The sequence below is a fragment of the Saccharothrix carnea genome, assembly GCF_003014735.1.
GTDB lineage: Bacteria > Actinomycetota > Actinomycetes > Mycobacteriales > Pseudonocardiaceae > Actinosynnema > Actinosynnema carneum.
In genome coordinates this window covers 28,645-53,211 of record NZ_PYAX01000021.1, presented here as the reverse complement: position 1 = coordinate 53,211, position 24,567 = coordinate 28,645, and the positions used below count along the sequence as shown (strand labels likewise).

General features: G+C 66.1%; 21 protein-coding genes. 10 read left to right on the top strand and 11 right to left on the bottom strand.

The annotated features are described in order from the left end of the window. Positions 1–75 precede the first annotated feature (75 nt). From B0I31_RS36340 to B0I31_RS36330, 3 genes are read left to right on the top strand one after another with little or no spacing between them, the layout of a single operon-like run. Entirely contained in the window at positions 76–897 is an 822-nt protein-coding gene (locus B0I31_RS36340) for a DNA glycosylase family protein (protein WP_245950701.1), read from the top strand. Further along, positions 866–1,399, top strand: a complete 534-nt coding sequence (locus B0I31_RS36335; protein WP_146174095.1) for a hypothetical protein — start codon at positions 866–868, stop codon at positions 1,397–1,399. Before B0I31_RS36340 ends, B0I31_RS36335 begins: the two co-directional genes overlap by 32 nt. Beyond that, positions 1,386–1,727, top strand: a complete 342-nt coding sequence (locus B0I31_RS36330) for a hypothetical protein (protein ID WP_106619918.1) — start codon at positions 1,386–1,388, stop codon at positions 1,725–1,727. Before B0I31_RS36335 ends, B0I31_RS36330 begins: the two co-directional genes overlap by 14 nt. Positions 1,728–1,927: 200 nt before the next feature. Here the strand turns inward: B0I31_RS36330 and B0I31_RS36325 are convergent, their stop codons facing one another. The 3 genes from B0I31_RS36325 to B0I31_RS36315 all read right to left on the bottom strand — a co-directional run bounded on the left by B0I31_RS36325 (position 1,928) and on the right by B0I31_RS36315 (position 3,952). Then, positions 1,928–2,416: an Imm1 family immunity protein gene (locus B0I31_RS36325; protein WP_106619917.1), complete on the bottom strand. Its 489-nt coding sequence runs from the start codon at positions 2,414–2,416 to the stop codon at positions 1,928–1,930. A 3-nt stretch (positions 2,417–2,419) separates the two neighbouring features. After that, entirely contained in the window at positions 2,420–3,604 is a 1,185-nt protein-coding gene (locus tag B0I31_RS36320) for a tyrosine-type recombinase/integrase (protein WP_106619916.1), read from the bottom strand. Positions 3,605–3,709: 105 nt separating this feature from the next. Then, complete coding sequence (locus B0I31_RS36315; protein ID WP_245950700.1) at positions 3,710–3,952, bottom strand: helix-turn-helix domain-containing protein; 243 nt, start codon at positions 3,950–3,952, stop codon at positions 3,710–3,712. 1,019 nt (positions 3,953–4,971) lie between these two features. On the opposite strand from B0I31_RS36315, the gene B0I31_RS36310 reads away from it, so the two are divergent. From B0I31_RS36310 to B0I31_RS36290, 4 genes are all read left to right on the top strand, one after another. After that, positions 4,972–8,478, top strand: a complete 3,507-nt coding sequence (locus B0I31_RS36310; protein WP_106619915.1) for a helicase-related protein — start codon at positions 4,972–4,974, stop codon at positions 8,476–8,478. Continuing rightward, positions 8,475–11,213 carry a DUF1156 domain-containing protein gene (locus B0I31_RS40210; RefSeq protein WP_181320728.1) on the top strand — a complete coding sequence of 913 codons (2,739 nt, stop codon included), beginning with the start codon at positions 8,475–8,477 and terminating at the stop codon, positions 11,211–11,213. Before B0I31_RS36310 ends, B0I31_RS40210 begins: the two co-directional genes overlap by 4 nt. Next, on the top strand, positions 11,213–14,584 hold the full coding sequence (locus B0I31_RS36295) for a DUF499 domain-containing protein (protein WP_342751533.1): 3,372 nt from the start codon (positions 11,213–11,215) through the stop codon (positions 14,582–14,584). Before B0I31_RS40210 ends, B0I31_RS36295 begins: the two co-directional genes overlap by 1 nt. Positions 14,585–14,940: 356 nt before the next feature. After that, a complete protein-coding gene (locus tag B0I31_RS36290; protein WP_106619912.1) occupies positions 14,941–15,144 on the top strand; it encodes a hypothetical protein in 204 nt (67 codons plus the stop codon). Between the two features lie 35 nt (positions 15,145–15,179). Here B0I31_RS36290 and B0I31_RS36285 read toward each other — a convergent pair whose 3' ends face one another. From B0I31_RS36285 to B0I31_RS36255, 7 genes are all read right to left on the bottom strand, one after another. Beyond that, complete coding sequence (locus B0I31_RS36285) at positions 15,180–15,983, bottom strand: tetratricopeptide repeat protein (protein WP_106619911.1); 804 nt, start codon at positions 15,981–15,983, stop codon at positions 15,180–15,182. Beyond that, entirely contained in the window at positions 15,980–16,231 is a 252-nt protein-coding gene (locus tag B0I31_RS36280; protein ID WP_106619910.1) for a transcriptional regulator, read from the bottom strand. The genes B0I31_RS36285 and B0I31_RS36280 overlap by 4 nt, the downstream gene beginning before the upstream one ends. A 121-nt stretch (positions 16,232–16,352) precedes the next feature. Further along, entirely contained in the window at positions 16,353–16,631 is a 279-nt protein-coding gene (locus B0I31_RS36275) for an HC3 family zinc finger protein (protein ID WP_106619965.1), read from the bottom strand. Then, entirely contained in the window at positions 16,631–17,485 is an 855-nt protein-coding gene (locus B0I31_RS36270) for a helix-turn-helix domain-containing protein (RefSeq protein ID WP_106619909.1), read from the bottom strand. The genes B0I31_RS36275 and B0I31_RS36270 overlap by 1 nt, the downstream gene beginning before the upstream one ends. 370 nt (positions 17,486–17,855) lie before the next feature. Beyond that, on the bottom strand, positions 17,856–18,473 hold the full coding sequence (locus B0I31_RS36265; protein WP_181320727.1) for an AAA family ATPase: 618 nt from the start codon (positions 18,471–18,473) through the stop codon (positions 17,856–17,858). After that, complete coding sequence (locus B0I31_RS36260) at positions 18,470–19,099, bottom strand: 3'-5' exonuclease (protein WP_181320726.1); 630 nt, start codon at positions 19,097–19,099, stop codon at positions 18,470–18,472. The genes B0I31_RS36265 and B0I31_RS36260 overlap by 4 nt, the downstream gene beginning before the upstream one ends. Continuing rightward, entirely contained in the window at positions 19,096–20,274 is a 1,179-nt protein-coding gene (locus B0I31_RS36255; protein ID WP_245950699.1) for a C-type lectin-like domain-containing protein, read from the bottom strand. The genes B0I31_RS36260 and B0I31_RS36255 overlap by 4 nt, the downstream gene beginning before the upstream one ends. 137 nt (positions 20,275–20,411) lie before the next feature. On the opposite strand from B0I31_RS36255, the gene B0I31_RS36250 reads away from it, so the two are divergent. From B0I31_RS36250 to B0I31_RS36240, 3 genes are read left to right on the top strand one after another with little or no spacing between them, the layout of a single operon-like run. Next, positions 20,412–21,869: a helix-turn-helix transcriptional regulator gene (locus B0I31_RS36250; protein WP_245950698.1), complete on the top strand. Its 1,458-nt coding sequence runs from the start codon at positions 20,412–20,414 to the stop codon at positions 21,867–21,869. Positions 21,870–21,908: 39 nt separating this feature from the next. Continuing rightward, positions 21,909–22,967 (top strand): asparaginase, encoded by a 1,059-nt coding sequence (locus B0I31_RS36245; protein ID WP_245950697.1) that lies wholly within the window; start codon positions 21,909–21,911, stop codon positions 22,965–22,967. Positions 22,968–22,976: 9 nt separating this feature from the next. Next, on the top strand, positions 22,977–23,435 hold the full coding sequence (locus B0I31_RS36240; RefSeq protein WP_106619907.1) for a PPC domain-containing DNA-binding protein: 459 nt from the start codon (positions 22,977–22,979) through the stop codon (positions 23,433–23,435). Between the two features lie 142 nt (positions 23,436–23,577). Here B0I31_RS36240 and B0I31_RS36235 read toward each other — a convergent pair whose 3' ends face one another. Then, on the bottom strand, positions 23,578–24,528 hold the full coding sequence (locus tag B0I31_RS36235; protein WP_106619960.1) for a nucleoside hydrolase: 951 nt from the start codon (positions 24,526–24,528) through the stop codon (positions 23,578–23,580). Between the last annotated feature and the right edge of the window lie 39 nt (positions 24,529–24,567).

The window sequence follows — 24,567 nt, the reverse complement described above, 5'->3', positions numbered from 1 at the left end:
GCCGACCCATCTCCCGGGACGACGGAGCGGTCTCGGCATCATGAGCGGCTGTCAACCCGCCCCAGGGAGCTCGCTGTGATCGTGTCCTCGGTGATGACCGACCATCCCTCCTGGCTGTCGGCAGGCGAAACCGCCTATCGCGCCGTCCGTTCCGGAAGCTCCACCTGGGTGTTGACCTGTACACCCACGGAGACCGGTGGCAACCGGACGGAGGCACACCCGGCGCGGGGTGAAAAGGACGCTCCCGTGCTCGATGTCGTCGACCCGGACGGGCTGACCGGCACCGATGATGTGGTGGACGTGCTGCGCGCTGCCGGCACGGTGGGACGTTGGCGCAACCCGGACCTGTGGGATGCCCTGGCGACCTCGATCGTCCGGCAGGTGATCCGAGCGGGTCAGGCACGCAAGCTCTACCGGGCGTTCTGCGAGGCGCACGGCGAGGAAGTCCTCACGCCCCACGGGCCGGCGTGGCTGTTCCCGACACCGGAAGCCGTCCTCGGACTTTCGGACGATGAGTTCACCGCCCTCGGGATGGCCTTCAAGCGCCGTCCGCTGAAAGCCGCAGCCGAGGCGGTGCTGGACTTCGGTGCGAAGTGGGCCGAACTCGACCCGGCCGTCCTGCGGGACGAGGTGCAGAGCGTGCCCCACATCGGCCCGTGGACTGCGGGCGCGACCGTCGCCGATCTCACCAACGACTACTCGCTGTACCCGTACGCCGATCTGGCGGTGCGCACCTGGGCGGACCGCCTACCGACCGGGCGGACGTGGCCCGAGACCGAACCGGAGTTCGCCCGCCTCTGGGCGCGGTTGGCGGGCAAGGACCTGTCCGCCTGGACGCTGCTCACACTCGCATCGGGAGTTCGTCATGCCAATACCTCAGGAACCGTCGCCATCTGACCTGTCGGCAGCACTCATCACCGGCGCAGACCGACTTCTGCCCAATGACGCCAAGCTGCTGGCCCGGTTCTACCCGCAGGGACCGGACTTCACCGGCTCGGTGCTGCGGTCGATCCGGTTCGAGCGCCGCGGTCCCGGCTGCACGCTGCGCGTCGACCTGCCGGTCGCCTCGGACGTGCCCGGCTACAGCCGGGTGCAGGCGCACCTGGGATTCCTGGCGGTCGACGACGTCCGGCTGTCCGGTGGCGCGGTGCTCCCGGCCACCGTGTCGGTCGAGTTCGCGCAACGGCCGAGGGCGAGGCTGGCCGTGTCGGTGACCGGCGAGTCGCTGCGCCTGACGTTGACGTGCGCGGAGCAGTTCCGCTTCGGCAGGATCAGCGCCCACGACTCGCCGCCGGACGCGGTGGACGACGGGCCGCACGAGTTCACGAGCAAACTGGACCAGCGGCTGTACACGGCCGTCCCCGGACCGGAGATCGACACCTATCATGAGCACATCTGACCTGTCGGCGTTCGAGCTCTACGCCCTGCACTGGGACGAGCGCGACCAGGCGATCACCGCGTCCTTCGAAGGACCGCTGGACGAAGCCGCCCGTCGGACGTGGGAGGCGCCGCCCGAGCACGACTGGATCCGGTTCCACCTCAGGTTTGCCGCGGTCGACGACGTGGAGGTGCGCGGCTGGAGCTACCAGCTGCCCACCAGGGTGGAGCAGGTACCGGTGGGGGAGCGGGTCACGGTCACGGTGACCGGGGAGGGCACCGACGTCCGGTTCACCTCCGCCCCCGCCACCTGGATGGGGAGCCGAACGTCCAAAGCCGGAGCGCTCTGACCAGCATGCGCAACGGCACCAAGAACCGACGTGCCACCTTTCCGGAAAACCCACGACCGCCGGTTCGTCCGAGGCCGATTTGGGCGCGTCGGCGGCGGATCGTGTGGGCGAGTCAGGCACCGGCCGGTTCAGTCATGTCAGGATGTTCGTCCGTCGCTTCACAAGTGCGAGTTCGGCGAGGAACTACACCGGTCATTGCCCTAGAAGATGTCGGTCTGCTGCCAGTCGACGCATGTGGGGCGTTTGCCGGTCCGCATGAATTCGTGTAGGAGTTCGCGGAGCAGGTTCAGCGGCAGAGTGGCTTCTTCGGGGAACGCGGTGCGCGTGTCCCTGTCGATGTAGAGTGTCACGCCGCTAGAAACCCGGGTGTCGGTCTGCCGAGGCAGAGCGATCCATGCCGCGGTGTCTTCCGCGTCACTCGTCGCCTCGTCCGGCAGGAAGCCTGTCGGCCCGAAAAGGTGCACGGCGGCGACGTCGTGCTGGATGTCGAGGTCGAATTTGAGTTGGTGGTCGGGTAACTCGGTCGGGTCGACCGTTGGCCGATTCTGGACGTACACCACGGTCGGGTGCGGCTGCGAATTGGCCAGGATGTCGAACAGGACGTCGTCGAGGGCGGCTTCGGAGTCGACGGTGATCGGCTCGTCGGCGCGGTTGTCGCCGCTGAAGTAGTAGATGAGAAGACCGTGCATGGGCTACGCCATTCTGCGCCAGGAGCTGTCGCCGACGTCGACGACGGCCTTGTCCCAGCGGTCCTGCAGGCACTGGAGCAGGCGGCTGGTGACTTCGGGGGCGACGTGGGAGTAGGTCCGCTGGACGGGGTCTTTGAGGATGTGGCCGAGTCGGAGTGACTGGGCTATCTCGGGGATGGTGTCGGCGATCATCCAGGTTTTATGGCTGTGGCGCAGTCCGTGGAAGGTCAGGCCGGGCTTGACCGGCTGGAGGCGGAGGACGGCGCGGGGCTGGTTGAGGTTGCCGTCGGCGGCGGGGCGCAGGGCGCGTTTGCTGAAGTTGCTGCGGCGCTGGAGTGCGCCTTCCGGGGTGGTGAAGACGTGTGGGTGGACGTGGTGGTCGAGGTGCGCCCGCAGGAGTCGGACGAGTGAGGGGTTGAGGGTGATGGTGCGGGTGGAGGCGTCGGTCTTGGGTGGGCCGAGCCAGAGCTTGCCGCCGGCGGATTCGTGCAGGGCACCGTTCTGGGGGTCGATGACGAGGAAGCCGGTGTCGTCGTCGAAGAGGTGCAGGTTGTGGCGTTGCAGGCCGGTCAGCTCGCCCCAGCGTGCGCCGGTCCAGCCTGCGGTGATAATGAGCACGGCTCCGACGGGTCCGTAGAAGGCGGCGACTTGGTCGGCGATGCGCAGCACCTCGGTGGGCTCGGCCCAGACCTTCTCGGGGATACGGGCGGCGTGGTTGCGCCGTCCGCGTCGTCGGGGCCGGATGGGGTTGGCGACGATGAGCTTGTCCTCGGCGGCGTCGGTGAGGATCTGGGAGAGCAGCTTGACGAACCCGGCGACGGTCACCGGTGACAGACGTCCGGCGCGCAGCTGCTTGGCCCATGCCTGAACCTTGAGGTTGGTGATGTCGGCCAGGGCGGTGTCGCCCCAGCGGGGCACGATGTGGTTGCGCACAATGCTGCGGTAGTTGTCCTCGGTGCGGGTATCGACGTCGAGGGCGTCCCACCAGTCGGTGAGCCACTCCTCCAGGGTCGTGCGTCCGCCGGTGGGGTCGAGCCAGGTGCCGCGGCGTTGGTCGGATTCGAGGTCGTTGGCGTGGTCCTGGGCGGCTTTCTCGCTCCTGAAACCGGGAATGGAGCCGATGGTGCCGTCGTCGCGGCGAAACCGGACGCGCCAGTGGTTGTTTCCCGACTGCTCCACCCAGGCCATGTGTGCTGCTCCTTCGCTGGCGGCGGTGTGATGGTCACGGCGTGACAGGAGGATGAACGCTCCAGTAGGCCGAGCAATGCAAGCATTGCGACACAAGAACTTTCGTCAGTCTCGAAAGGACTTGCTGCGCCTGACTGGCGGTCGTGTGGAGCGTGCCGGGCGGGCACCGGCGTGGGCGATCGAGGTCAGGTCGTCGGGGGAGAAGCGCAGGTGCTTGCCGATGAAGGTGCACGGGATCTCCCGGCGTCCGGCTTTGCGGCGAAGCCACGACTCGCGGACGGCCAGCAGGGCCGCCGCTTCAGCGGGAGTGTGCAGCAAGCGGGAGGTGTCGGGACCTGGACGGGACACGGAGCCCTCCGGAGGCGGACGAGTGCGGTGGACACTCCAGAACTCCGAAATAGGGGTCGCCAGGGGACACGTGCCGCCTGAGGTCCTTCACGGGTTCGTCCGGACGGGTGACACAGGAAGGCTGCCTGGGCAGGTACGAGCCTCTTGTCAACGTGGTTCTGCGCCCATAACTGGCGGGCGAGGGATCGCGGGTTCAAATTCTATCGTCCCGACGGTCTGAAGAATCCCGCTCGTCTAGATGAAAGCGCAGTTCGGCGGGCTTTGCGTGCATCATTTTCGATCTTGAAGCGACTGTCCACAGTGGTCTGTGCTGACCGGTAACCCGATGTTCGGGAGGATCGGGTTGGGTGGGGCGAATGGGGTCGCGTTAGCTAAAGCTAATCATGTCCCCCGTTCGGGTGTTCTTCCTGGCCGTGGCGAGTGCAGCGGTGTTACCCAGGCGGTCCTAGCTGGTGATCTCACGGATCGTGCACGTTGGCGCCTGGTGGGCTGTGCTGGTGGTGACGCAGGCGGTCTCGCGCACCGGTTGTCTGCGGGAGGCGTTCCGGGAGCATGTCCAGTCAGGGGGATCGGATTGTGTGGATTGAGCGGGCAGGCCCCGCTGGTGAGCTGTAGGGAGGCGTAGCGGTCCGAGGTCGTCGTCGTGTCGGCCGGTGGATGCGAAGGACTCGGCGGTAGCTGCGCAGGTTCGAACCCCCGCGGGATTACCAAAGGATGAAACCTGTGCTGATCAGGGGTCTTGTGCCGGCAGGCTGGTGATTGAGTCATCCTTCGGGCTGTCTACGTGTGAGTAATGCTCGCCTGAGGTGGGATCGCGCGGTTCCGCCTCAGCAGTGGCATCCCAGGCCCAAGCAGATGATCCCTTGGGACGGTTCAGACAATCGAGAAGTACACGCGCTGCGGAAGACCTCAGTTGGAAGGATCTTGAGGAAGCCAGTCGAGCTCCGTTGTGTACGCTGCGGTCCAGGGACTGGTGAAGTCCCCTCCGTGCTGTCGCCCGTTCGACTACGTTCTTAGGCGTGTCGAATACGCCCATTGAGGACGAGAACGCGCCGCTGCTGAGCGTCGTGCGCGAGGGCGCGTTGCTGCGCGGCCTGGCTGGCCCCGAGCCCGTGAAGATCGTCGCTGTTACGCGTCTGACCGATGACTCGGCCAATGTCGTCTACCGAACGGAGGCCGGGGGACTGGGTGAGCGGATGGTGTTCGGCGCCGACTTGCCTGGGTTGTCCCCGGTTGAAGCGGGTGCGGCCTTCTCCTTCGGTGGCGACCCCGCGTCGTTCAAGCTCGCAGCGGAGGCTCGACGGATGCGACTGGCGCACCTGTTCGATCCGCAGGCCGCGCTCGGGACCTCAGACGTCGACCCGCTGCCGCACCAGCTTCGCGCGGTATACGAGGAGATGCTGCCGCGCCACCCGCTGCGGTACGTCCTCGCGGACGATCCCGGAGCAGGCAAGACGATCATGGCAGGGCTGCTCGTCAAGGAGCTCCTGATGCGTGGGGCCGCGCAAAACATCCTCGTCGTTGCTCCCGGCGCCCTAGTGGACCAGTGGGCTGACGAGATGCGGGACAAGTTCGGCCTGACGTTCCAGCTTCTTACGAAGGACCTGATCGACCAAGGTGGGAATCCGTTCGTCAGGGGTGGGCTATGGCTGGCTCGCCTCGACGTCCTCGCTCGTAATAACGAGTCGATTCTGGACAAGGCGTGCGAGACCGACTGGGACCTGGTTATCATCGACGAGGCGCACAAGATGAGCGCGTCGGTCTTCGGCTCCGAGGTGAAGAAGACTAGGCGCTACCAGATGGGTGAGCGCCTCGGTACGGCTCGTAACATGCTGTTGATGACAGCGACGCCGCATACCGGTAAAGAGGAGCAATTCCAGCTGTTCCTCGCGCTGCTGGACTCAGACCGGTTTGAAGGAGCCGTCCGTGAAGGCACTCGTCGCGTCGATGTATCAGATCTGATGCGCCGGCTTGTCAAAGAGGAACTGCTCCGTTTCGACGGCACCCGGCTATTTCCCGAACGTCGGGCCTATACTGTCCAGTACCCGCTCTCGGATGCTGAGAAGGCTCTTTACCTCGCGGTAACGGATTATGTCCGCGACCAGATGAACATGGCTGACAGGCTCAAGGACAAAGATAATCGCAAGCGGATAGCTGTTGGGTTCGCGCTTACCACACTTCAGCGCCGCCTGGCATCGAGCCCTGCCGCGATTCATCGGTCGCTAGAGCGCCGGATGTCCCGGCTCAATGGCGAGCTTCGAGAAGCCAGACTAAACAGCACTGCTCCCCGCTCCGCCCACTTCGGCAATGTTGACCTGAACGACCTCGACGAGTTGACCGATGAAGAGAGGCGAGAGCTCGAAGATAAAGCAGTGTCCGCAGCGACCACCGCTGCGTCGATCCCCGAGCTCGAGACGGAGATCAAAATTCTGGCGCTGCTGGAGCGGCAGGCTAAGGCAATCAGGGATTCCCCGTCGTATTCGAAGTGGGACCGTCTCCGGGAGACGCTGGACGACGACGCCGAGACTCGCGACGCCTCCGGTGTCCGCCGCAAGGTGATCATCTTTACCGAGCATAAGGACACTCTGGACGATCTCGCGGTCCGGCTCCGCAACCACCTGGGGCGAGATGACGCCGTTGTCACTATCAGCGGCAGCACTAGGCGTGAGGACCGTAAGAAGGCCCAGGAGACGTTCCGCAATGACAGCAACTGCGTCTTCCTTGTCGCGACCGACGCCGCAGGTGAAGGCGTGAACCTCCAAAATGCCCACCTGCTCATGAACTACGACTTGCCGTGGAACCCTAACCGGATCGAGCAGCGGTTCGGGCGCGTTCACAGGATCGGCCAACACGAGGTCTGTCATATGTGGTCGTTGGTCGCTCGGGACACTCGCGAGGGCGACGTTTATGCCCGGCTGTTGGAGAAATTGGAGCACCAGCGCGCTGCGCTAGGCGGCCGCGTCTACGACGTTCTCGGTCAGGTCTTCGACGGCAATAGCCTCCGCGACCTAATGATTGACGCGATCCGATACGGTGACAGTGACGAGAGTCGCGCGCACCTGTTCGAGGTGGTCGACGCCAACGTCGGCGACGGCCTGCATGAGATCCTCGCCGCGGAGCAGCTCGTTCCAACGACTATGAGCACCAGTGACATCGAACGGGTCCGACAGGAGATGGACCGAGCTGAGGCCGTCCGGCTTCAACCTCACCATGTGGAAGCGTTCTTCGCTTCGGCATTCGCCGACCTCGGCGGCCACCTACGTCAACGCGAACAGCACCGTTACGAGATCCGGTCCGTCCCCGCCGCCATCAAAGACCAGGATCGGATCATAGGCCGCGGCGCGCCAGTCGTGAACACGTACTCCCGCATCACTTTCAATCGATCGAATATCCGTGTCGAGGGTCACGCGGCCGACGCCACACTCATGCACCCTGCTCACCCTCTCATGGCCGCGATGCTTTCCCTCGTCGGGGACCGGCACGGTGAGGCCCTCCGTCGCGGGGCCATTCTCATCGACCGGCACGACCCGTCCATCGAACCCTACGTCGTTTGCCTACTGGAGCATGACGTCACGGATGGCCGGACCGACGCTACTGGCAAGGCGCAAGTTGTCAGTCGTCGCGTCCAGTACGTCCGCACCGATCCCGACGGCACCATCGCGCCTATCGCCACCACGCCTATTCCCAACCTCGAACCGCCGACCGGCGCCGAACTCCAGGCCGCCGAGGGCGTCCTCAAGCAACCCTGGGCCCAAGCCGCCGACCTTGACAGGACTATAGTCGAGTACGCCTCCGCCACCGTGGCCCGGAAGCACGTTGAAGAGATGATTGCCCGCACCCACGAACGCGTCGACCGCACGAAGCGCCTCGTCCGCGAGCGGCTCACCCATGAGATCAACTTCTGGGACCGGCGCGCGTCTGAGATCCGGGAGAACGAACGCGCAGGCAAGTCCAGCCGGCTCCCGGCCGACAAGGCGCAGGCTCGCGCCGAGGAGCTAGCCCGCCGCCTCGACCGCCGGACGCGCGAACTCGATCTTGAACGCGCTGTCGCTGCGAGTCCGCCCCAGATCACCGGGGCATGCCTGGTCATCCCGCAGGGCTGGCTCGAAAGCCTCACCGACCCTGAGGGTGCCGCCGCTCACGCGAAGGAGACGGCCCGAGTCGAGCGGATCGCTGTGGATGCCGTTATTGCCATCGAGACGTCCCTTGGCCACCGCTGGACGGAGATGCCGCACAATAACCCAGGCTACGACATCGAGTCGCAGACCTCGGATGGCCTCGACTTCATCGAGGTGAAGGGCCGAGTCGAAGGCGGCAATACCTTCGTACTTACCAGACAGGAAGCCGTCACCGCCCTCAACAAGGGGCAGCGCAGCGTCCTCGCGCTCGTCCGCGTTCACCACGACGAGAGCACGACTGTCCGGTACATTCGTCAGCCGCTCGACGAGCCGATACAGCCATGGCAGACAGCCGTGGACGCCGACTGGAACCACTTCTGGAACCAAGGAACGGAGATGGCCCCGTGAGCACCGCTCAGTCGCCGAGGAAGAAGAAGCTCATCGAGGTCGCCATGCCGCTCGCCGAGATCAACGCCGCGTGCAAGGCTGATAAGGAGCGCAAGAGCGGCACAATTCGGAATTTGCACAAGTGGTTCGCGCCTGCGCCCCTACCGGCTTGGCGCGCGCTTCTCTTTGCTGCTCTTGTGGATGACCCTGGTGATGAAGAGAAGCGTGCATACCTGCTGGACCTCATCAAGCGGCTCGTGGCGAATATGGCGGATCTGCCTGACGCCGACTCCATGTCCGAGGCACAGCGTATCCTGCTGTCGCAGTTCCCGAATGGTCTCCCAACGGTATTCGATCCCTTTTGTGGCGGCGGATCGACTCTTGTAGAAGGGCAGAGGCTCGGGTTGCCGACCTACGGCACTGACCTCAATCCGGTTCCTGCGCTGATCACCCGCACGCTGACGGAACTTCTGCCCAGGGTCCACGGCATGCAGCCGCTGCACGCACGGGATGCTCCTCGACCGGGCCGCAAGCGTCCTAGAGGCGTCTCCTCCGCGAGGGAAAACAGCCTATTCGACGCCTCCTCCGGTAAGCATATTTACCCCGAGTACGAGGGGATCAAGGCGGATGTCTCCTTCTATGCCGCCTTGATCCGCGCCCAGGCGTGGGAGAAGCTTCAAGTCTACTATCCGCTCCATTCTGATGAGAAGCCTATCGCTTGGCTCTGGGCTCGCACAATCAAGTGCCCGAATCCGACCTGCGGTATCGAGACGGTGTTGACTACGTCTTGGTGGCTGTCGAAGAAGGCTGGGGAGCGCGCCTGGATCGAGCCCTCAGTCCAGGACGGCCAGCTCGTATTGAGAGTGATAAGCGGACAAAGGGCGGGCGAGGCTCCCGAACCGCCGAAGGTCGGCAGAGGGGCTGCCTTCGTATGCGTCGCCTGCCCAGGCGTGCTCGATGAGGCGTACGTCGCTGCCGAGGGTTCCGCTGGCCGCATGGGCCTTCGGATGACGGCGGTCATTGTGGAGAAGGAGGGTCGACGGCACCACCGCGCTCCGTCACAGGACGAGATCGACGCGGCCGCGAGCGTTCCGGCCATAGAAGACTTCCCGAATATTCCGCTCCCCAATATCCCGCGCTGGTTCTCCGGACCCCGCTTCGGGCTGAAGCATCAGGCGGACCTGTACACACGTCGTCAACTTCTGACACTGACCACATTTGCCGAACTCGTCGCGCAAGTACATGAGCGAGTAATGAAGGACGGCGGCAGTCGCGACTGGGCGGACGCAGTGGCAACCCTGCTGGGTCTGGCTCTTGGGCGACTGGCGATGAGTAACTCCACCCAAGCTCGTGTGACAGTCAAGAGCGATGGCACAACAACGCGATTTAATGCTGCCTTTGGTCGAAACGACGTCCCGATGACATGGGACTTTCCCGAGTTGGACGCAGTTGGCGAGGGAGGCACCTGGGCGAGCTCACTTCCGACAGTTCTTGATTCTCTTGTTTACGCGCCTAGTGGGAATGGGCAAGTACGGCGGGCAGACGCTCGTTCCAGCAGTCCACCTGAGCCGGCCCTAGTCGCGACAGACCCGCCCTACTTCGATGCCATCGGCTACGCGGACCTATCGGACTACTTCTATATCTGGCACCGCCTCGCACTACGCGATGTCCATCCCGATCTTTATCAAACGATTGCAGCTCCCCGTCATGGCGAACTGACTGCAGTGGCCGCGCATCACTCGAACAACCCCGCTGCAGCTCGTACTTACTTCATCGAAGGGTTCACCGAGACTTTCAGGAACCTTCAGCGATCGATGGCTCCGGATCTTCCGATGCTCGTCGTTTACGCCAGCAAAGAACAGAAGGGGGGCCGAGAAGAAGAGACGCGCTGGTCGTCGATTCTCACGGCGATGGTGCAGGCAGACTTGGAGGTTACCGGCACATGGCCCATTCACGGCACAGGCAGCACACGCATGATTGGACAAGGTACGAACGCAGTAGCGACGTACGTAGTCATGGTCTGCCGCCCACGTCCGCTCACCGCTGGCTCGTGTTCGCTGGGCGAGTTCAACCGATCCCTTCGGCGTGAACTCAAGCCAGCAGTTCAAGACTTTCAAGCGGCGGGCATCCTCCCAGTTGATCTAGCGCAAGCCGCAATGGGTCCAGGAATGCAGGTGTACTCCCGTTATCGCCAGGTCCTAGACCAGGCAGGCAAGGCAGTGCCCGTCGAGCAGGCGCTACGGCTTATCAGCGCTGCGTTGGGGGAGGTCCTAGATGAGCAGGAAGGTGAACTGGATCCCTACTCCCGGTTTGCCGTTTCATGGTGGGAGCGCCACGGCTGGACGGCTGCCGCCTTCGGTGAAGCCGACCACTTGGCACGGCCGCAGGGAATCTCCGTCGATGAGTTGAAGCGTGCGGGAGTGGTTGGTTACCCGAAGCCGGGATTCGTAGCGGTACTGGGCGCTGAGCCGATGGACCGCACCTGGACACCCAATGAGGATACCCGGCCTACCGCCTGGGAGGCGGTGCACCACCTTGCGGATCGCCTGATCGACGGTGGCGGTACACGGGACGCCGGACGGCTGATGGGCGAGTTGGGTACGTTCCGAGACTCCGCCCAATCGCTTGTGTACCGGCTGCACGCGATCGCCGCGCGGAAGGGCTGGACCAGGGACCAAGAACGCTACAACGCGCTTATCGGCAGCTGGTCAGACCTACTCGCAATCTCAGCGACAGAGAAGGACGGATTGTTCTAGTGGCTGCATTGTCGAACAAGGAGCGCGTGGGAAGGGTCCTTGACCTTGTCTCAGCGGGGCTCGGACCGTGGATGACCGACCTCTTGATGCGAAAGTACGGTGAGACTTGGCAGGCGCAGATCCGCGCGGTTGCGGGAACCGGACCTCGGGAGTTCGCCGATCAGACCGATGATCCGTCATACCTGTTCTGGGTGTTCGACAAGCAGTGGCAGTCGCTCTTCTGCCAACATGTGTCGTACGAGGCGAAGCGCTGCGTGTCGGCGCTCTGGGACGCGCGGAAGCAATGGGCCCACGGCGGCAAGTTCAGTGACGAGCAGGCGGAGCGAGTGCTGTCCGATGGTGAGCACATGCTGCGGCAGATCGGCGCTGTGAATCCAGCAGACGAGGTCGACGAACTGCGACGGGAACTGCGCCGGCTCCGTTTCGAGAAGGACCAGAAGCAGTATCAGGCCACAGCGGAGCGACAGCTCACGGTTCGGCTGGACACGGGCGGTCTACCTGCGTGGCGCGATGTCGCCGAGCCGCACGACGATGTCATGAAGGGGACGTTTCAGCTCGCGCAGTTCGCCGCCGACCTCCGCCAGGTCGCACTTGGGGTCGCGCGCCCGGAGTATGGCGACCCGGTGCAGTTCTTCGAGCGGACCTACATCACGCGCGGTCTTAGGTACTTGCTGGCGCAGACGCTGCAGCGTCTCAACGGCGCGGGTGGCGAGCCGGTGATCGACCTGATGACGACGTTCGGCGGCGGCAAGACCCACTCGGAGATCGCCGTCTACCACCTCGCCGGAGGTACCTCGGCCGATTCCCTGCTCGGCGTACGCGAGATCTGTGACGAAGTAGGCGTGGCCGACGTCCCTGGCCGTGTCCACCGGGCGGTGATCGTCGGCAATGACCTTTCCGTGCTCGGCACTGAGAAGTTGGACGGCACCTTCGTCAGCACGATGTGGGGCGAGTTGGCCTGGCAACTCGGCGGCAAGGAGGGCTACGCCCGCGTCGCGCGGTACGACGACAACGGAGTCCCGCCGCCGACCACGGAGCTCGCCGCGCTGCTCGCGGCCTACTCGCCGTGTGTCGTGCTCGTCGATGAGTGGGTCGCCTACGTGAGGCAGCTCTATTCGCATGGCACGGAGAAGCCCTACGCTGGGGGGACCTTCGACGCGCACCAGACCTTCGCCCAGTCGCTGACGGAGGCTGTCAAGGCGGTCGACAACGCGCTGCTAGTCGTGTCCCTGCCAGCGTCGGACTCGGTACGCGACATGGGCGACGGCATCGTCGACAACGCGCACGAGATCGGTGGGACCCCTGGATTGGAAGCCCTGCGGAGCCTGCGGTCGGTCATCCATCGCGTCGAGACGCCGTGGCAGCCCGCGACGGTGGAGGAGTCCTACGAGATCGTCCGCCGGCGGCTCTTCAAGCCGCTGGCCAACGAGGGCAGCCACGCCCGCGATTTGGTCGTAGCGAAGTTCGAGGACCACTACCGCCGGCACGCGAACGCGGTCCCGAGCGAGGTTCAGCAGCCGCAATACCGTTATGTGATGCGCGCCGCCTACCCGATCCACCCGGAGTTGTTCAACCGGCTCTACCAGGACTGGTCGACGCTGGAACGGTTCCAGCGTACCCGAGGCGTCCTACGACTCATGGCGACCGTTGTCCACGCTCTGTGGGTGCGCGGCGACCAATCTGCCCTGATCATGCCCGCGAGCATCCCGCTGGACGACACAAAGGTCTTTGAGGAGATCACCAGCCACCTCGACGACCCGTGGAAGCCCATCGTCGACGCCGATATCGCCGGTTCCGGCTCGACCGCGCACAGCATCGATACCGACATCCCGCTCCTGGGGAAGTCGATGGCCGGCAAGCGCGTCGCCCGGGTCGTGTTCCTGGGCACCGCCCCGAGCGTGAGCAAGAACGCCCGCACGGGTGGCAGCACCGCGATCGGCGGCATCGAGCAAAAGCGCGTGGTCCTCGGGGCGACGTATCCGACGGACAACCCTGCGCACGTCACCGACGCACTCCGGCAGCTCGCCGACCGCGGCAAGTACATGAACCGCGATCAGGACCGCTACTGGCTCTCGCTCCAGCAGACCGTCTCCCGGTTAGTCCAGGAGATCGCAGACGGTTATGACGTTACCGAGGTTCATGCCGAGCTCACCCGCATCCTGCGGGAGGAGAATGACCGAGGCATCTTCGCCAGGGTGCACAGGGTTCCCAGCGGCACGGCCGACGTGGAGGACGAGCCGACCGCTGCGCTCGTCATCTTCGGCCTCGACCGGTGTCACTCGAAGAAAGCAAAGTCCACGGCCGCCGACGCCGCACAGGAGTTTCTTGCACGCCGTGGCGGTCAGCCGCGCATTCACAAGAACGCGCTCGTTTTTCTCGCCGCTGACATCGACCGGGTCGACACGCTCGACTCGGTGTTGCGTCGCATGATGGCGTGGCAGTCGGTGAAGCAGCGGGTCCGCGAGCTGAACCTCGACCAGCACAACATCACCGTCGTCGAGGGCCGTCTCTCCCAGGCGACGAGGGCAGTCTCCGACACGATCCGCCAGACCTATAAGTGGATCATTGTTCCATACCAGGAAGCCGGCTCTGCCGCGGTTGAGCTGGAGACGATCATCATGAATGGCAACGGCACGCTCGCGGAGCGCGTCACCAAGAAGGCCGAAACGACCGAGTTCGTTCTCAAGTCTTACGCAGCGTCGCTCCTGCGCCAGCAGATCGACAAGCTGAAGCTTTGGGACGAGCAGCCGCACGTCCAGGTGAGTACCCTCTGCGGCTACTTCACCCAGTACCTCTTCATGCCACGGGTGCGTGATCACGGCGTCATCCACACGGCAGTCAAGCGGATGACCGACGTGCTCCTCCTGGAGCAGGACGGCTTTGCCTACGCCGACGGGGTCGAAGACGGCCGCTACCGCGGCCTGACCATCACGGAGCCACCGCCCGCAGTGAGCACGTCGGGGCTCATCGTCGATCCAGCCGTCGCGCAGAAGCAGATTGCCGACGAGCTCGCGGCAGCGCAGGCAAAGACAGGCCCGGCCACAACCTCCCCGGCTGGCTCCGCAGGGCCGGCCGTCCAGACACCGGGCAAGCCCGGCACCCAGGTCGTCACGCCGGGCTCATCGTCGACGCGCCCGATCAAGGCGACGAAGTTCCATGCCACCAAAGCGCTCGATCCGTCCCGTCCAGTCCGCGACATAAGCTTGATCAGCGACGAGATCATCACGCCGTTGTTTGCTGCGAACGACGTGCAGATCAGCATCACCGTCGACATCGAGAGTGTCGGGCTCGACAAACTCACGCCGGACCAGGTGACGGCGCTCAAGGAGAACCTGAAGACGCTCGGCTTCGTGGACTGGAGTGTGGAGTAGCGGCCGCCTTCCATGCGCGGGACCAGCGAGTCAGTTGCCCTTGCTTCGGGTGCGGTTGGCCCACTTCTTGACGTCCGATGCGAGCCAGACCTTGCAATCTGCAGAGATGCTGGCAACAACGGTGCGAGGAACACCGGTTAGGCGTTCAGTTTACTGAACGCCTAACCGGCGTTGGTCTACCCCGTGCTGCGGTGGGTGAGCCGTCGAGGGCGGCGACGTCGGCGGTTGGGCGAGAGTGTGTTCTCGTTGTCGGTGGGTTGGAGCGTTGGTGGAGGCGGATTGAGCGGTGAAGTAGACCCGAAAGAGCCAGTCGTACATGCTTGTTCGCCCCTGTGGTCCACCGGCACGCTTCGCCTATGGATCACCGTAGGATAAAGGTCACGTTGCCGCTGGATGTTCCGGCGGAGCGCTACGCGGCTATCACCCACGCCGTCTACAGTGTGCTCGACGTCGCCGGGCTGGCGGCCGTGGCGTCGGTGGTGGTGGACGAGTTGGCGACCGACGCGGAGCTCAACCGGGCTTTCGATGCCCATAGCGCTTACTACCCCTGGGGTGCGTGAACCCTCGAAACGACGGCGTTGTGTGACGGTGTCGATCAATCCGCGTCCGCGATGGACGGTGTTTGTCTGGCCTCCGTCACGGCGTCGCGGATCCGGTGCGCGACAGCGTCGTCGAGGCCGATCGCCACGGCCAGGGCGCGGTTGAACGCGCGGTGGGCGGTGGTGTGGTTGCCCGACAGCCACAGTGCGCGGCCGAGGTCGACCAGGCATTCGGCTCGTCGGATGGGGTCGGGTAGTTGTTCGAGCGCCTTGTCGGCGCGGGTGAGGTACTTGACCGCCGAGTCGTGCCGTCCGACCTCGATCATCAGGGTGCCGAGGTGTGCCAGGGTGTGGGCGGTGCTGGGCTGGTTGTGGTGTCGTTGGTGGGTTTCCAGTGTTTCGTCGGCGCAGTCGATGACTTTGTGCAGGCGCCCTTGGGCGCGGTAGGTCCGAGCCAGGTCGTGCAGGGCCGCGGCGGTGGCACCGGGGTCGTCATCGCGGACTCGATGGACGGCCAGTTCACGCATGCCCTGGTGGGCGGCGAGGCGGAGTAGTCCTCGGGTACGCAGGGTGTGGGCGGCGCGGCGGAATGCCACCGCCGACAGCAGGGACGTCGGTAGGGCTGCGGCTGGTTCGGTCCCGGCCTCGCACAGCGCTTGTAGCCAGGCGGGGTCCGTGTCGGTCGGGATGGCGGGCCAGACCTCGGCCAGCAGCGCGACCGCGGTCTCCGGCTGGCCCGTCACCGCGCGCAGGGTGGTCAGGACGCGGTCGGGTTCGAACCGGACGCCATGGTCGGGGTCGTGTCGGGCCTGTGACAGTTCGCGGCGCAACTGCGAGGCTGCGCGTCTGGGGTCGTTCACCGGGCGGACCTGTCGGGAGTCGTGTCGGGTGTGGCGACGATGTCGAAGAGGGCGTCGAACGTGATCGGGGCGAACGCGGTGAGGGCGCCGGCGATGAATGCCGGCCCGGGGCGTAGTGAGCCGGTGAGGACGCGGTTCAGGGTGGAGCGGTTGACGCTCATCGCTGCAGCGAGCCTGTACTCGGTGCCGAACCGGGCGCGCATCGCTTCGGTGAACGCGGCGGATCTCACGCGCACGGTGTAGGACATCGCCGCCACACCTTCCGCTGCCGTGCGTCCCCGACGTCACCACGCGAGCGATTGCGCGGATTCCACGCGCAGCCTCTTCGGACCGTCTCGCGCGGTGGACCGGAGGGCAGTGGGCCGGCGGTCACCGCGCGTGGGCCTTGGCGGTGGTCGGGACCGGGCGTCGGGGGTGTGGTGTGGGGGTGGATCGGCGTGGGAACGGCAGGATGCCCTCCGCGGTGCGCCATCGTGCGTCGCATTCGGTGCAGGTCGGCCAGCACCACTGGTCTTTGGTGCACGGTGTGGTGGGGATGACGAGTTCTTCGCCGCAGAGGGTGCGGGTCTCGTCGCGGGGGACCAGGTCGGCGTCGACGGCGTGGCGCTTGTGGTTGTGGGGCAGCCAGCGGAACGGTCGTATCGGCATCACCGGGCCTCCCGGTCGTAGACGTCGGCCCAGCGGGCGAACACGTCGCGGGAGCGTCCGGGGGACAGGGCCAGCGCGTCGAGGCGCCGCATCTTCGCCTCGTACCGGGTCACGGCGTCGGGGTCGTCCTGGAACACGGTCACGGTGTCGATCTCCACGTGGGCCAGCGGCCGGGTCGGCGCGTCGAAGGTGAGCAGCGTGGCGGGCCGCCCGAGGGCGGCGTGGAATCCCGCGGCCGCCGGGATCAGACGGGCGCGGACCCGTGGCCATCCGCACATCAGGGTCAGGTGCAGCATCTGGTCCCGCATGGTCGCGGGGCCTGCGACCACCGCACGCAACGCGGACTCGTGGACGAACAGGACCGTGTCCGGGCCGTCGGGGCGGCGCAGCAGCCCTTGACGGGTGATGCGTGCCTGGACGAGAGCGCGGTCGCCGGTCAGGGCGTGGGCGTAGTCCTCGGTCTGGGCCAGGCTCGGCACGGTCAGCGGTTCGTAGGCGGTGATGGTACGTGCCGCCCGCTCGTGCAGGCACAGGGCGACCAGGCCATCGGGAAACCCGTCGTGCGTGCGGAGGAAGCTTCCGGTGTCCGGTTCGGTGGCGATGGCCAGGACCCGGTCCCGGGTGGGTTTGTCGGCGCCCAGGCGGCCGATCAGGCTGCCGATCTCCCACGGACTGGTGCTGCGGCTGCCGGTCTCCAGCTTGGACAGCTTGCCCAGTGACCATCCCAGGGCCGTGGCGGTGGCGGAGGCGGACATGTTGACGTGGTGGCGGATCCGGCGCAGTTCCTCACCCAGCTCGCGGCTGCGTGCGCTGCTCAACCTGACCGGGGTCGGGTCCTTTTCGTCGGTTTGCATGGCTGTTCCTCGTGTGCTGTAGGGGGTGCGGCGGGTGCGGGCGCGCGGGGGTCGGCGCTGCGCGTCACCCGCCGCACCATGTCCGGCCGGCGTGCGGACCGGCCGGTGGTCGAAGGGGGCACTGCGGTCGGTCACAGTGGAGGTGGTGGCCACGTGGGTAAGCCGGATCCCGCGGCCGCCGGCCCGGTCGGCTTCGCGTGATTGCCGTCGTGGTCGGCGGCGTCTCGCGGATCGCCTTGTCGAGTGATCGGTCCGGCCGCGCGGCGGTGCGGGGCCCGCGCGACCCAGCAGCCGGTGTGTCCGAGGTGTTTGGCAGCAGTCCCCGGCGACTCCGGGGAGGAAGAGCCGTTCGTGGTGGCGTCGGTGGGAGTCATGGTTGAGGTGCTTCCGTGGCGGAGAGCCTGGCGAGGATGAAGTCGAGCGCGTCGCGCAGTGCCTGGTCGTGGCCGTCGGCGGGCAGCAGTCGGTGCGGCAGGCCGAGATCGCGCAGGACGGCGCCGACGTGGTGGTCGGCGAGCTCCCTGAAGCGCTGATCGGGGTCGCGGGGTTTGCTGTCGTCCAGGGGGATGGCGGGATCCAGGGTGGTGCGGTAGAGCAGGTCGTAGCTGGTGCTGTAACCGCGGACGAGGGCTTCCAACCGAGCCCGCACCTCGGGGTCGGGTTGTTCGCCCCGGTAGGCCAGGGCGGCGCGGTAGTAGCCCAGCGCGTCGGGCACGGCACGGTCGACCAGCACGACGTCGCCGTGCAGCCAGGACTCCAGCTCGTTGCTGATGCCCCTGGTGATGATCCACAGAGTGGAGGCCCACGTGTGGTTGCGCAGGATCGGCAGCCCGATGCGCTGGGCCTGCTCGCCCAGGTCGGCGACGGTGGTCACCTGGACCTGCTCGCGGCGCAGGTCGTGGGCCAGCCGGGCGAGGAAGGTGCTCTTGCCGGTGGAGTGGGTGCCCAGCACCGCGACCACCACCGGTTTCTCGACCCCGGCGGTCACCACAGCCCGCCCTCCGGTTCCGGATCGGGACGGAAGGCGGTGAGGGCGGCGGTGGCCACCAGGTCGTCCCAGCCCAACCCGGACCGGTCGACCAGGGTGCGGAACAGGTGCCAGGCGCACCAGGTGTCGTAGCCGGCGCGGTGCGGTCGCTGCTCGCCGATGCCGCCGGTGTCCAGCCCGATGTGGGCGACGAGCTTGTCCAGGCTGTGACCGGGCAGCTCGGGCCATACGTGCCGGGCGAGTTTGAGAGTGTCCAGCACCATCGGTGGCCGCCACCCCGGCAGGTGCGCAGACAGCACCGCGTAGTCGGTGCTCGCGTTGTGCGCGACCAGGGTGCGGCCGGTGAGCAGCCGCTCGACCTCGCGCGCCACACCGTGCCAGGGCGGTTTGCGTTCGACGTCGTCGTTGCCGATGCCGTGGATGCGGCGGGCGAACGCGGTGATCGGGGTGGCGGGCCGGACCAGCCAGGTGCGCAGGTCGCCTCCCATGACCGGACCGTCGACGGGCAGGACGGCGATCTCCACGATCTCCGGGGGCCGGCCACCGTTGCCTTCCACGTCGACCACCGCCAGCGGGTGGCCTTGCAGCGCGGCGGGCAACGGTGCGGCGGGCGGCGGGGTGGTCACGATGCCTCCACGGTGGTGGGCCAGCCGATGTCGGCACGGCCGTGACGATGCCGGTGGTGTGGCTTGGTCGCGTCGTGCACCTGGAAACCGAAGCGGTGCTGCATCAGATAGCGGGCCTGCTCGTCCAGGCTGTCCACGACCACGGCCCGGTCGGTGATCGCGACCAGCCTGCCGCCCAGCTCGGCCGCCAGCGCGACGGCCGCGTTCAGGTCCGGCGGCGTCCACTCGGTCGCGCACCTACCGAGCTGTGCGACAGGGCAGATGTCGCACAGTTCGCGAATGCCGTAGTGGCCGTTGTAATCCGCCATGCCGTGCGCGTACGCGACCGCGCAGGATGTCTTGCGGAACAACACCGCACCCCCGGGACGGTGGGCGGCGGCGGTCAGGATGCGCTGCTCCAACCGTTCCGGGAACACCTTGCGACGCGCCCCGGCCTCATACGGCTCGGGCAGGCCCTGCGCCCGGTAGTAGTCGCGGATCTCGTCACGGTAGAACAGGCCGGTGAACACCGTCGCGTGCGCGTGTTCGCCCAGTCCCAGCGCCCGGGACAGGTGGGCGTCGGTGTCGTTTAGACCCGGCACGATCGGACGCCAGTACAACACCACCCGGTACCGGTCGGCGTGCTCGAACGCCGTGCGCAGCGACCGCGCCGCGATGGCGGAGTCGACCGGTTCGATCCGAGGATCGTCGATACCCGAATGGGTGATCAACAGCGTGACCTTCAGGTTCCGCAGCGCGTTGAGCGCGGCGCAGTCCTCCGGCTCCACCCGCCACCGGGTGATCACCAGCACATGATTGGTCAACCCCTGCCCGTCCAGCAGCCGCAACAACCGGAACAGGTGCGGCTTGACCGCGGGCAGCATCGGGTCCGTCGCCCGGTTGAGCAGCTGGATCGGCGTCACGTGCGGCCGGAAGAACCGGTGACCGGTCAACAACCCGACCGCCTCGTCCTCGCCCATCAGCGCTCGCGGCACCTTCATCCCGAAGTTCCCGAACAGGTGCCGCACGCAGTACCCGCAGTCCAGCGGACACCCCACGATCCAGTTCAGGCTCAACCCCGACTTCCGGTACTCGACCACCTCCGACAACTCCGACCGCAACCGCGCCCGCTCCGTCCCGCTGAGCAGCCGCACACCCGAACTGCCACTGCCCTCGCCCCGATCCAACGGTCGCATGACACCGCCTGCCTCTCCTGATCACCCGATTCACCCTGGAACCATTCGACCCGGACCAGCTATGATTACGGAACGGGGCAAATTGATTACGCGGAGCATTTGCCCTCTATTTGCCCCCTGGTGCAGTGGAGTCAACCGTGAGCGATGACGAGGTACCTCCCTCCGCGACGCTGCTCGCTGAAGAGATCAAGCGGCGCCGGAACGACGCCAAACTGAGCCAGCCGCAACTTGCCCAGCGGATCGGCTACACACGCCAGTACGTGTCACTCGCCGAGCGGCCGGGCCACAACCTGCCCTCGCTCGAGGTGGTGAAGGCCATGGACGAAGCCCTCGACGCGCGTGGCGAACTCGTTGCACTTCGCGAGCGAGCCCGAGTTGAGCAGCAGAGGCGCCGCCGTCGCAGTGGATCGATCGAGGCGGTCAAAGTCCCGGGCTCATCGCAGTCTGTCCTGGACTTCGCCGGTGTTTCCTCGTCCGGGTTCGCCGACACAGTGCTTACCTGCGGCGCAGGACGATTTTTCCTGGGTGCCTCGATCGATGTGAAGGCCTTTCCCGCCGACATCGACGAGCGAGTGATCAGCCGGGTCCCACCGGGTTTCGCGGACGATCCGTTCGTTCGGCGTCCTCGACGAGGCCTCGTCGTCGGCGTGGTGGAATCGAACGAAGGACCGGCACTTTACGGTCTGGACTCCCGCCAGGCGCGGCGTCGTCTGGCGGGCACATCACCTGGCACCAAACTGCTCATGTCGCGCGCATACCTCATCGACGACCTCTCGATGGCGATCCTGTGGTCAGTAGCGAACCTTGACGAAGCGCTCCTGGATGATGACGCAGCACTCGCCGAGGCCAGCGCCCATCTCGCAATTTTCGAACAACTACCGAAATCTGTGGGGGGCCGTGACCTGGCGTCCGACCTCGCCCCGGTATCGCGGATGTGGCTCGGTTCGAACTTCTGCGCCCAGCACATCCTTCGTCACGCCCACTCCCTCTCCGAAGCGCCCGTTTTTTGGACCCGTGAGCAACGCGGCGAGGAGGCGAGCACCTGGCTGTTCTTCGCCCACAAGTTCGACTACTTGCGGAGAACGGCCACGAACCAGGCCGGCTTGAGGAGGACGTTCTGCGTCCCCAACACGGCCGTCACAGGGTCGAGCCGCCCTGAACGGGTGCTCCTGCTGCTTGCCGTGGCGTTGATGGAGTCGTTCGACATCCGGGTGGACGTCGTCGTCGACCCGGAGTACGGCTCGTTGGACGGGTTCGTGGCTGACCGACGTCGCGCGGTGGTTGCCAACTGGATGGGCGCCGACGGCATCTGGCAGGTCGACATCACCGACCACCGGCCCAAGCTGCGCGAGTTCCACGACGCGTCGAACCATGCCCGCGCGCATTCGATGGCCCGAGGCGCGACAGCTCATGAGCGCTTGCGCGAACTGACCGAGTACCTACAACTGGATTGGACGTGGTTGACCCGACGCTGTGCGGAGCTTGGAGAGTACGGCGGCGCCGGGCTCGCCGAACCACGGAGCCGCCTGCTCTCCCTCGAAGGTCTTGAACGGGCCTGCAGGTTCGTTGGAAGTATCGCCGGGCGGAATGACTAGGGTGGTGATCAACCGGCCCCGGATCGGAGAGGACCGCTCGTGTCGCCTGAAGCATCGAGCACGCCTGCTCGTCGCGTCGTGGTCATCGGCTTGGGTGGGACGATCGCGATGGCAGCGACGACAGGCGGCGGCGTCGTGCCCGCGTTGTCCGCGGAGCAGTTGGTCGCCGCCGTACCGGGTCTGGCGGACACCGGTATCGAAGTCGAGGTGGTGGACTTCCGCCGTGTGCCGGGCGCGTCATTGACCTTCGGAGACCTCTCCGCGCTGACGGACGAGATCCGTGACCGGTGTGCTGCCGGAGTCGACGGTGTGGTGGTCACGCAGGGCACCGACACCATCGAGGAGACGTCCTACTACCTTGATCTGCGGCACGCCGCCGTACAACCGGTTGTCGTGACCGGCGCCATGCGCAACCCGACTCTTGCCGGTGCTGACGGGCCGGCCAACCTGCTCGCCGCCATCCAGACCGCCGCAAACCCGGCCGCGCATGGCCTGGGCTGTCTGGTCATTTTCGCCGACGAGATCCACGCTGCGCGCAGGGTCCGCAAGACCCATGCCACCAGCAGTTCCACCTTTAAGTCACCCGACGGGGGACCACTCGGTTACCTCGTGGAAGGCCAGCCTCAGATCGTCAACAGGCCCGTCGGTCGCAGGCTGCTTCCCGACACCGGTAACGGCCCGGACGTGCGAGTGGGAGTCGTCACCGCCTCTCTGGGAGACGACGGATCACTGCTGCACACGCTGGCCAGCCGGCTCGACGGCTTGGTCGTGGCGGCGTTCGGTGTGGGCCACGTCCCCGTGACCTGGGTCACGTCTTTGGAACAAATCGCCGTACGCATCCCCGTGGTGCTCTGCTCCCGCACCGGAGCCGGGTCCGTGCTCTCGACCACCTATGCGTTCCCGGGCTCCGAACGCGACCTGTTGTCGCGTGGACTCATCCGGGCGGGCTTCCTCGACCCCCTCAAGTCTCGCCTGCTGCTCCACGGACTTCTCTCCGTGGACGCTGGCTGCGATCGGAAGACCATCACGGCGGCGTTCGCCGCAGCTGGCGGCCACGGCGCAGCCAGCGACTGGCCGTATACGACCACGATCGGATAAGGACCTACCGTGCGCAGCCATGAACTCACCCTCGGCCGCAGCTTCGGTGTCGCCTTCGACCACGGCGACGACTTTTTCACCGAGCTGGCCGCCTTCTGCGACCAGCGCCAGGTCCGGCACGCCTACATCCCCAGCTTCATCGCCGGCTTCAGCGAAGTCGACATCGTTGGCACGTGCGACAAACTTCAAGATCCCCAGGCTCCGGTCTGGTCCAAGGTCCACCTCGCCAATGTCGAGGCTTTCGGCGGCGGCACCCTCGCCTACGACGAAGCCGGTGGCAAGGTCCACCCTCACATTCACGTCTCGGTCGGCCGCAAAGAGCACAGCGCCGCTGGGTACACCAGCCACCTGCTCAACGCGCGAGTCCAATTCCTCACCGAAATGCTGATCATCGAAATCGCGCAGCCCGCCCTCATCCGCCGCCGCAACGCAAACCTCTACGACGTCCCACAGCTCCACTTCGGCTGACAACATCGCCACGCTCAAGGCTCTGCGATGATCTGGTAGATCCGGGTTCGGCCAGTGCCCCGGTACCGCTTCATGCGATATCCGGGAGCTCTTCCGCCTCATCCGCGTCCACGTGCCCTCGGCTGCCGCTTCGATGTCGCCTTCAGCTGAGTGCTTCGAGCAGTCTGGACAAGAAGGTGGCGGCGTCGGCGGTGAGGGCGACGTCAACAGGGTGGCGGTCGGTGGTGATGGAGCTTTCGATGTGGGTGGTGTTGACGATGGGGCGCAGGTCGGCGATGAGCCGTCCGCGGGTGTGGGTGCCGGTGAGTTCGACGGCCACAGCCAGTCGACGGTAGGTGGCCAGGTCGGGATCCAGTGCGATGGCGGCGGCGAGCGGGTCGTGCAGGGTGCATTCGCGGCGGCCGAACATGGCGGCGTAGAAGTTGGCGTAGTGGCCGATGATGCTCGTGGCGAAGCGGGCGCGGGGGTTGTCGATCGTGGCAAGTGTGTCCAGCCACGTCTGGTCGACGCGGGCTGCTTCGGTGACCTCCAGGCCGATGAGGGTCAGGGGGAATGCGGCCCCCAGGACGAGGTCGGTCGCTTCGGGGTCGTGCCAGGAGTTGGCGTCGGCCGAAGGGGTGATGTTGCCGGGGGCGGTCAGGGCGCCGCCCATGACGATGACCGAGCGCAACAGCCCGGGCAGTTCGGGTTCCAGTAGCAGTGCCAGGGCGATGTTGGTCAGCGGGCCGAGGGCGAGGAGGGTGAGTTCGCCGGGGTGTTGGCGGGCCAGGCGGACGAGTTGCTCGGCCGCGGACTGCTTGATCGGACGACCTTCGGGGGGAGGGCCTGCGTGACCGCCGAGGCCGTCGTGGCCGTGGACGAATTCGGCGGTGTGCAGTGGCTGGGCCAGCGGGCGACGTGCGCCGATTGCCACCGGCACGGTGTGCAGGCCCGCGAGTTCGAGCACCCGAAGGGCGTTGTCGGCGGCTTGGGGAGCCGGGACGTTGCCGTGCACGCTGCCCACGGCCACGATCTCGGCTTGCTCTTGAGCGGCGAGGTAGAGGATGGCCAGTGCGTCGTCGATGCCGGGGTCGGTGTCCAGAACGATGCGCACGTGGTCACCCAATCAGGTTCGTCAGGGGCGTCGCTATCA

Coding starts and splice junctions, on each gene's coding strand:
- B0I31_RS36255 (WP_245950699.1), bottom strand. CDS start 20,274: ATGCGACCGTTGGATCGGGGCGAGGGCAGTGGCAGTTCGGGTGTGCGG.
- B0I31_RS36330 (WP_106619918.1), top strand. CDS start 1,386: ATGAGCACATCTGACCTGTCGGCGTTCGAGCTCTACGCCCTGCACTGG.
- B0I31_RS36320 (WP_106619916.1), bottom strand. CDS start 3,604: ATGGCCTGGGTGGAGCAGTCGGGAAACAACCACTGGCGCGTCCGGTTT.
- B0I31_RS36280 (WP_106619910.1), bottom strand. CDS start 16,231: ATGTCCTACACCGTGCGCGTGAGATCCGCCGCGTTCACCGAAGCGATG.
- B0I31_RS36275 (WP_106619965.1), bottom strand. CDS start 16,631: ATGCCGATACGACCGTTCCGCTGGCTGCCCCACAACCACAAGCGCCAC.
- B0I31_RS36335 (WP_146174095.1), top strand. CDS start 866: ATGCCAATACCTCAGGAACCGTCGCCATCTGACCTGTCGGCAGCACTC.
- B0I31_RS36270 (WP_106619909.1), bottom strand. CDS start 17,485: ATGCAAACCGACGAAAAGGACCCGACCCCGGTCAGGTTGAGCAGCGCA.
- B0I31_RS36290 (WP_106619912.1), top strand. CDS start 14,941: ATGGATCACCGTAGGATAAAGGTCACGTTGCCGCTGGATGTTCCGGCG.
- B0I31_RS36325 (WP_106619917.1), bottom strand. CDS start 2,416: ATGCACGGTCTTCTCATCTACTACTTCAGCGGCGACAACCGCGCCGAC.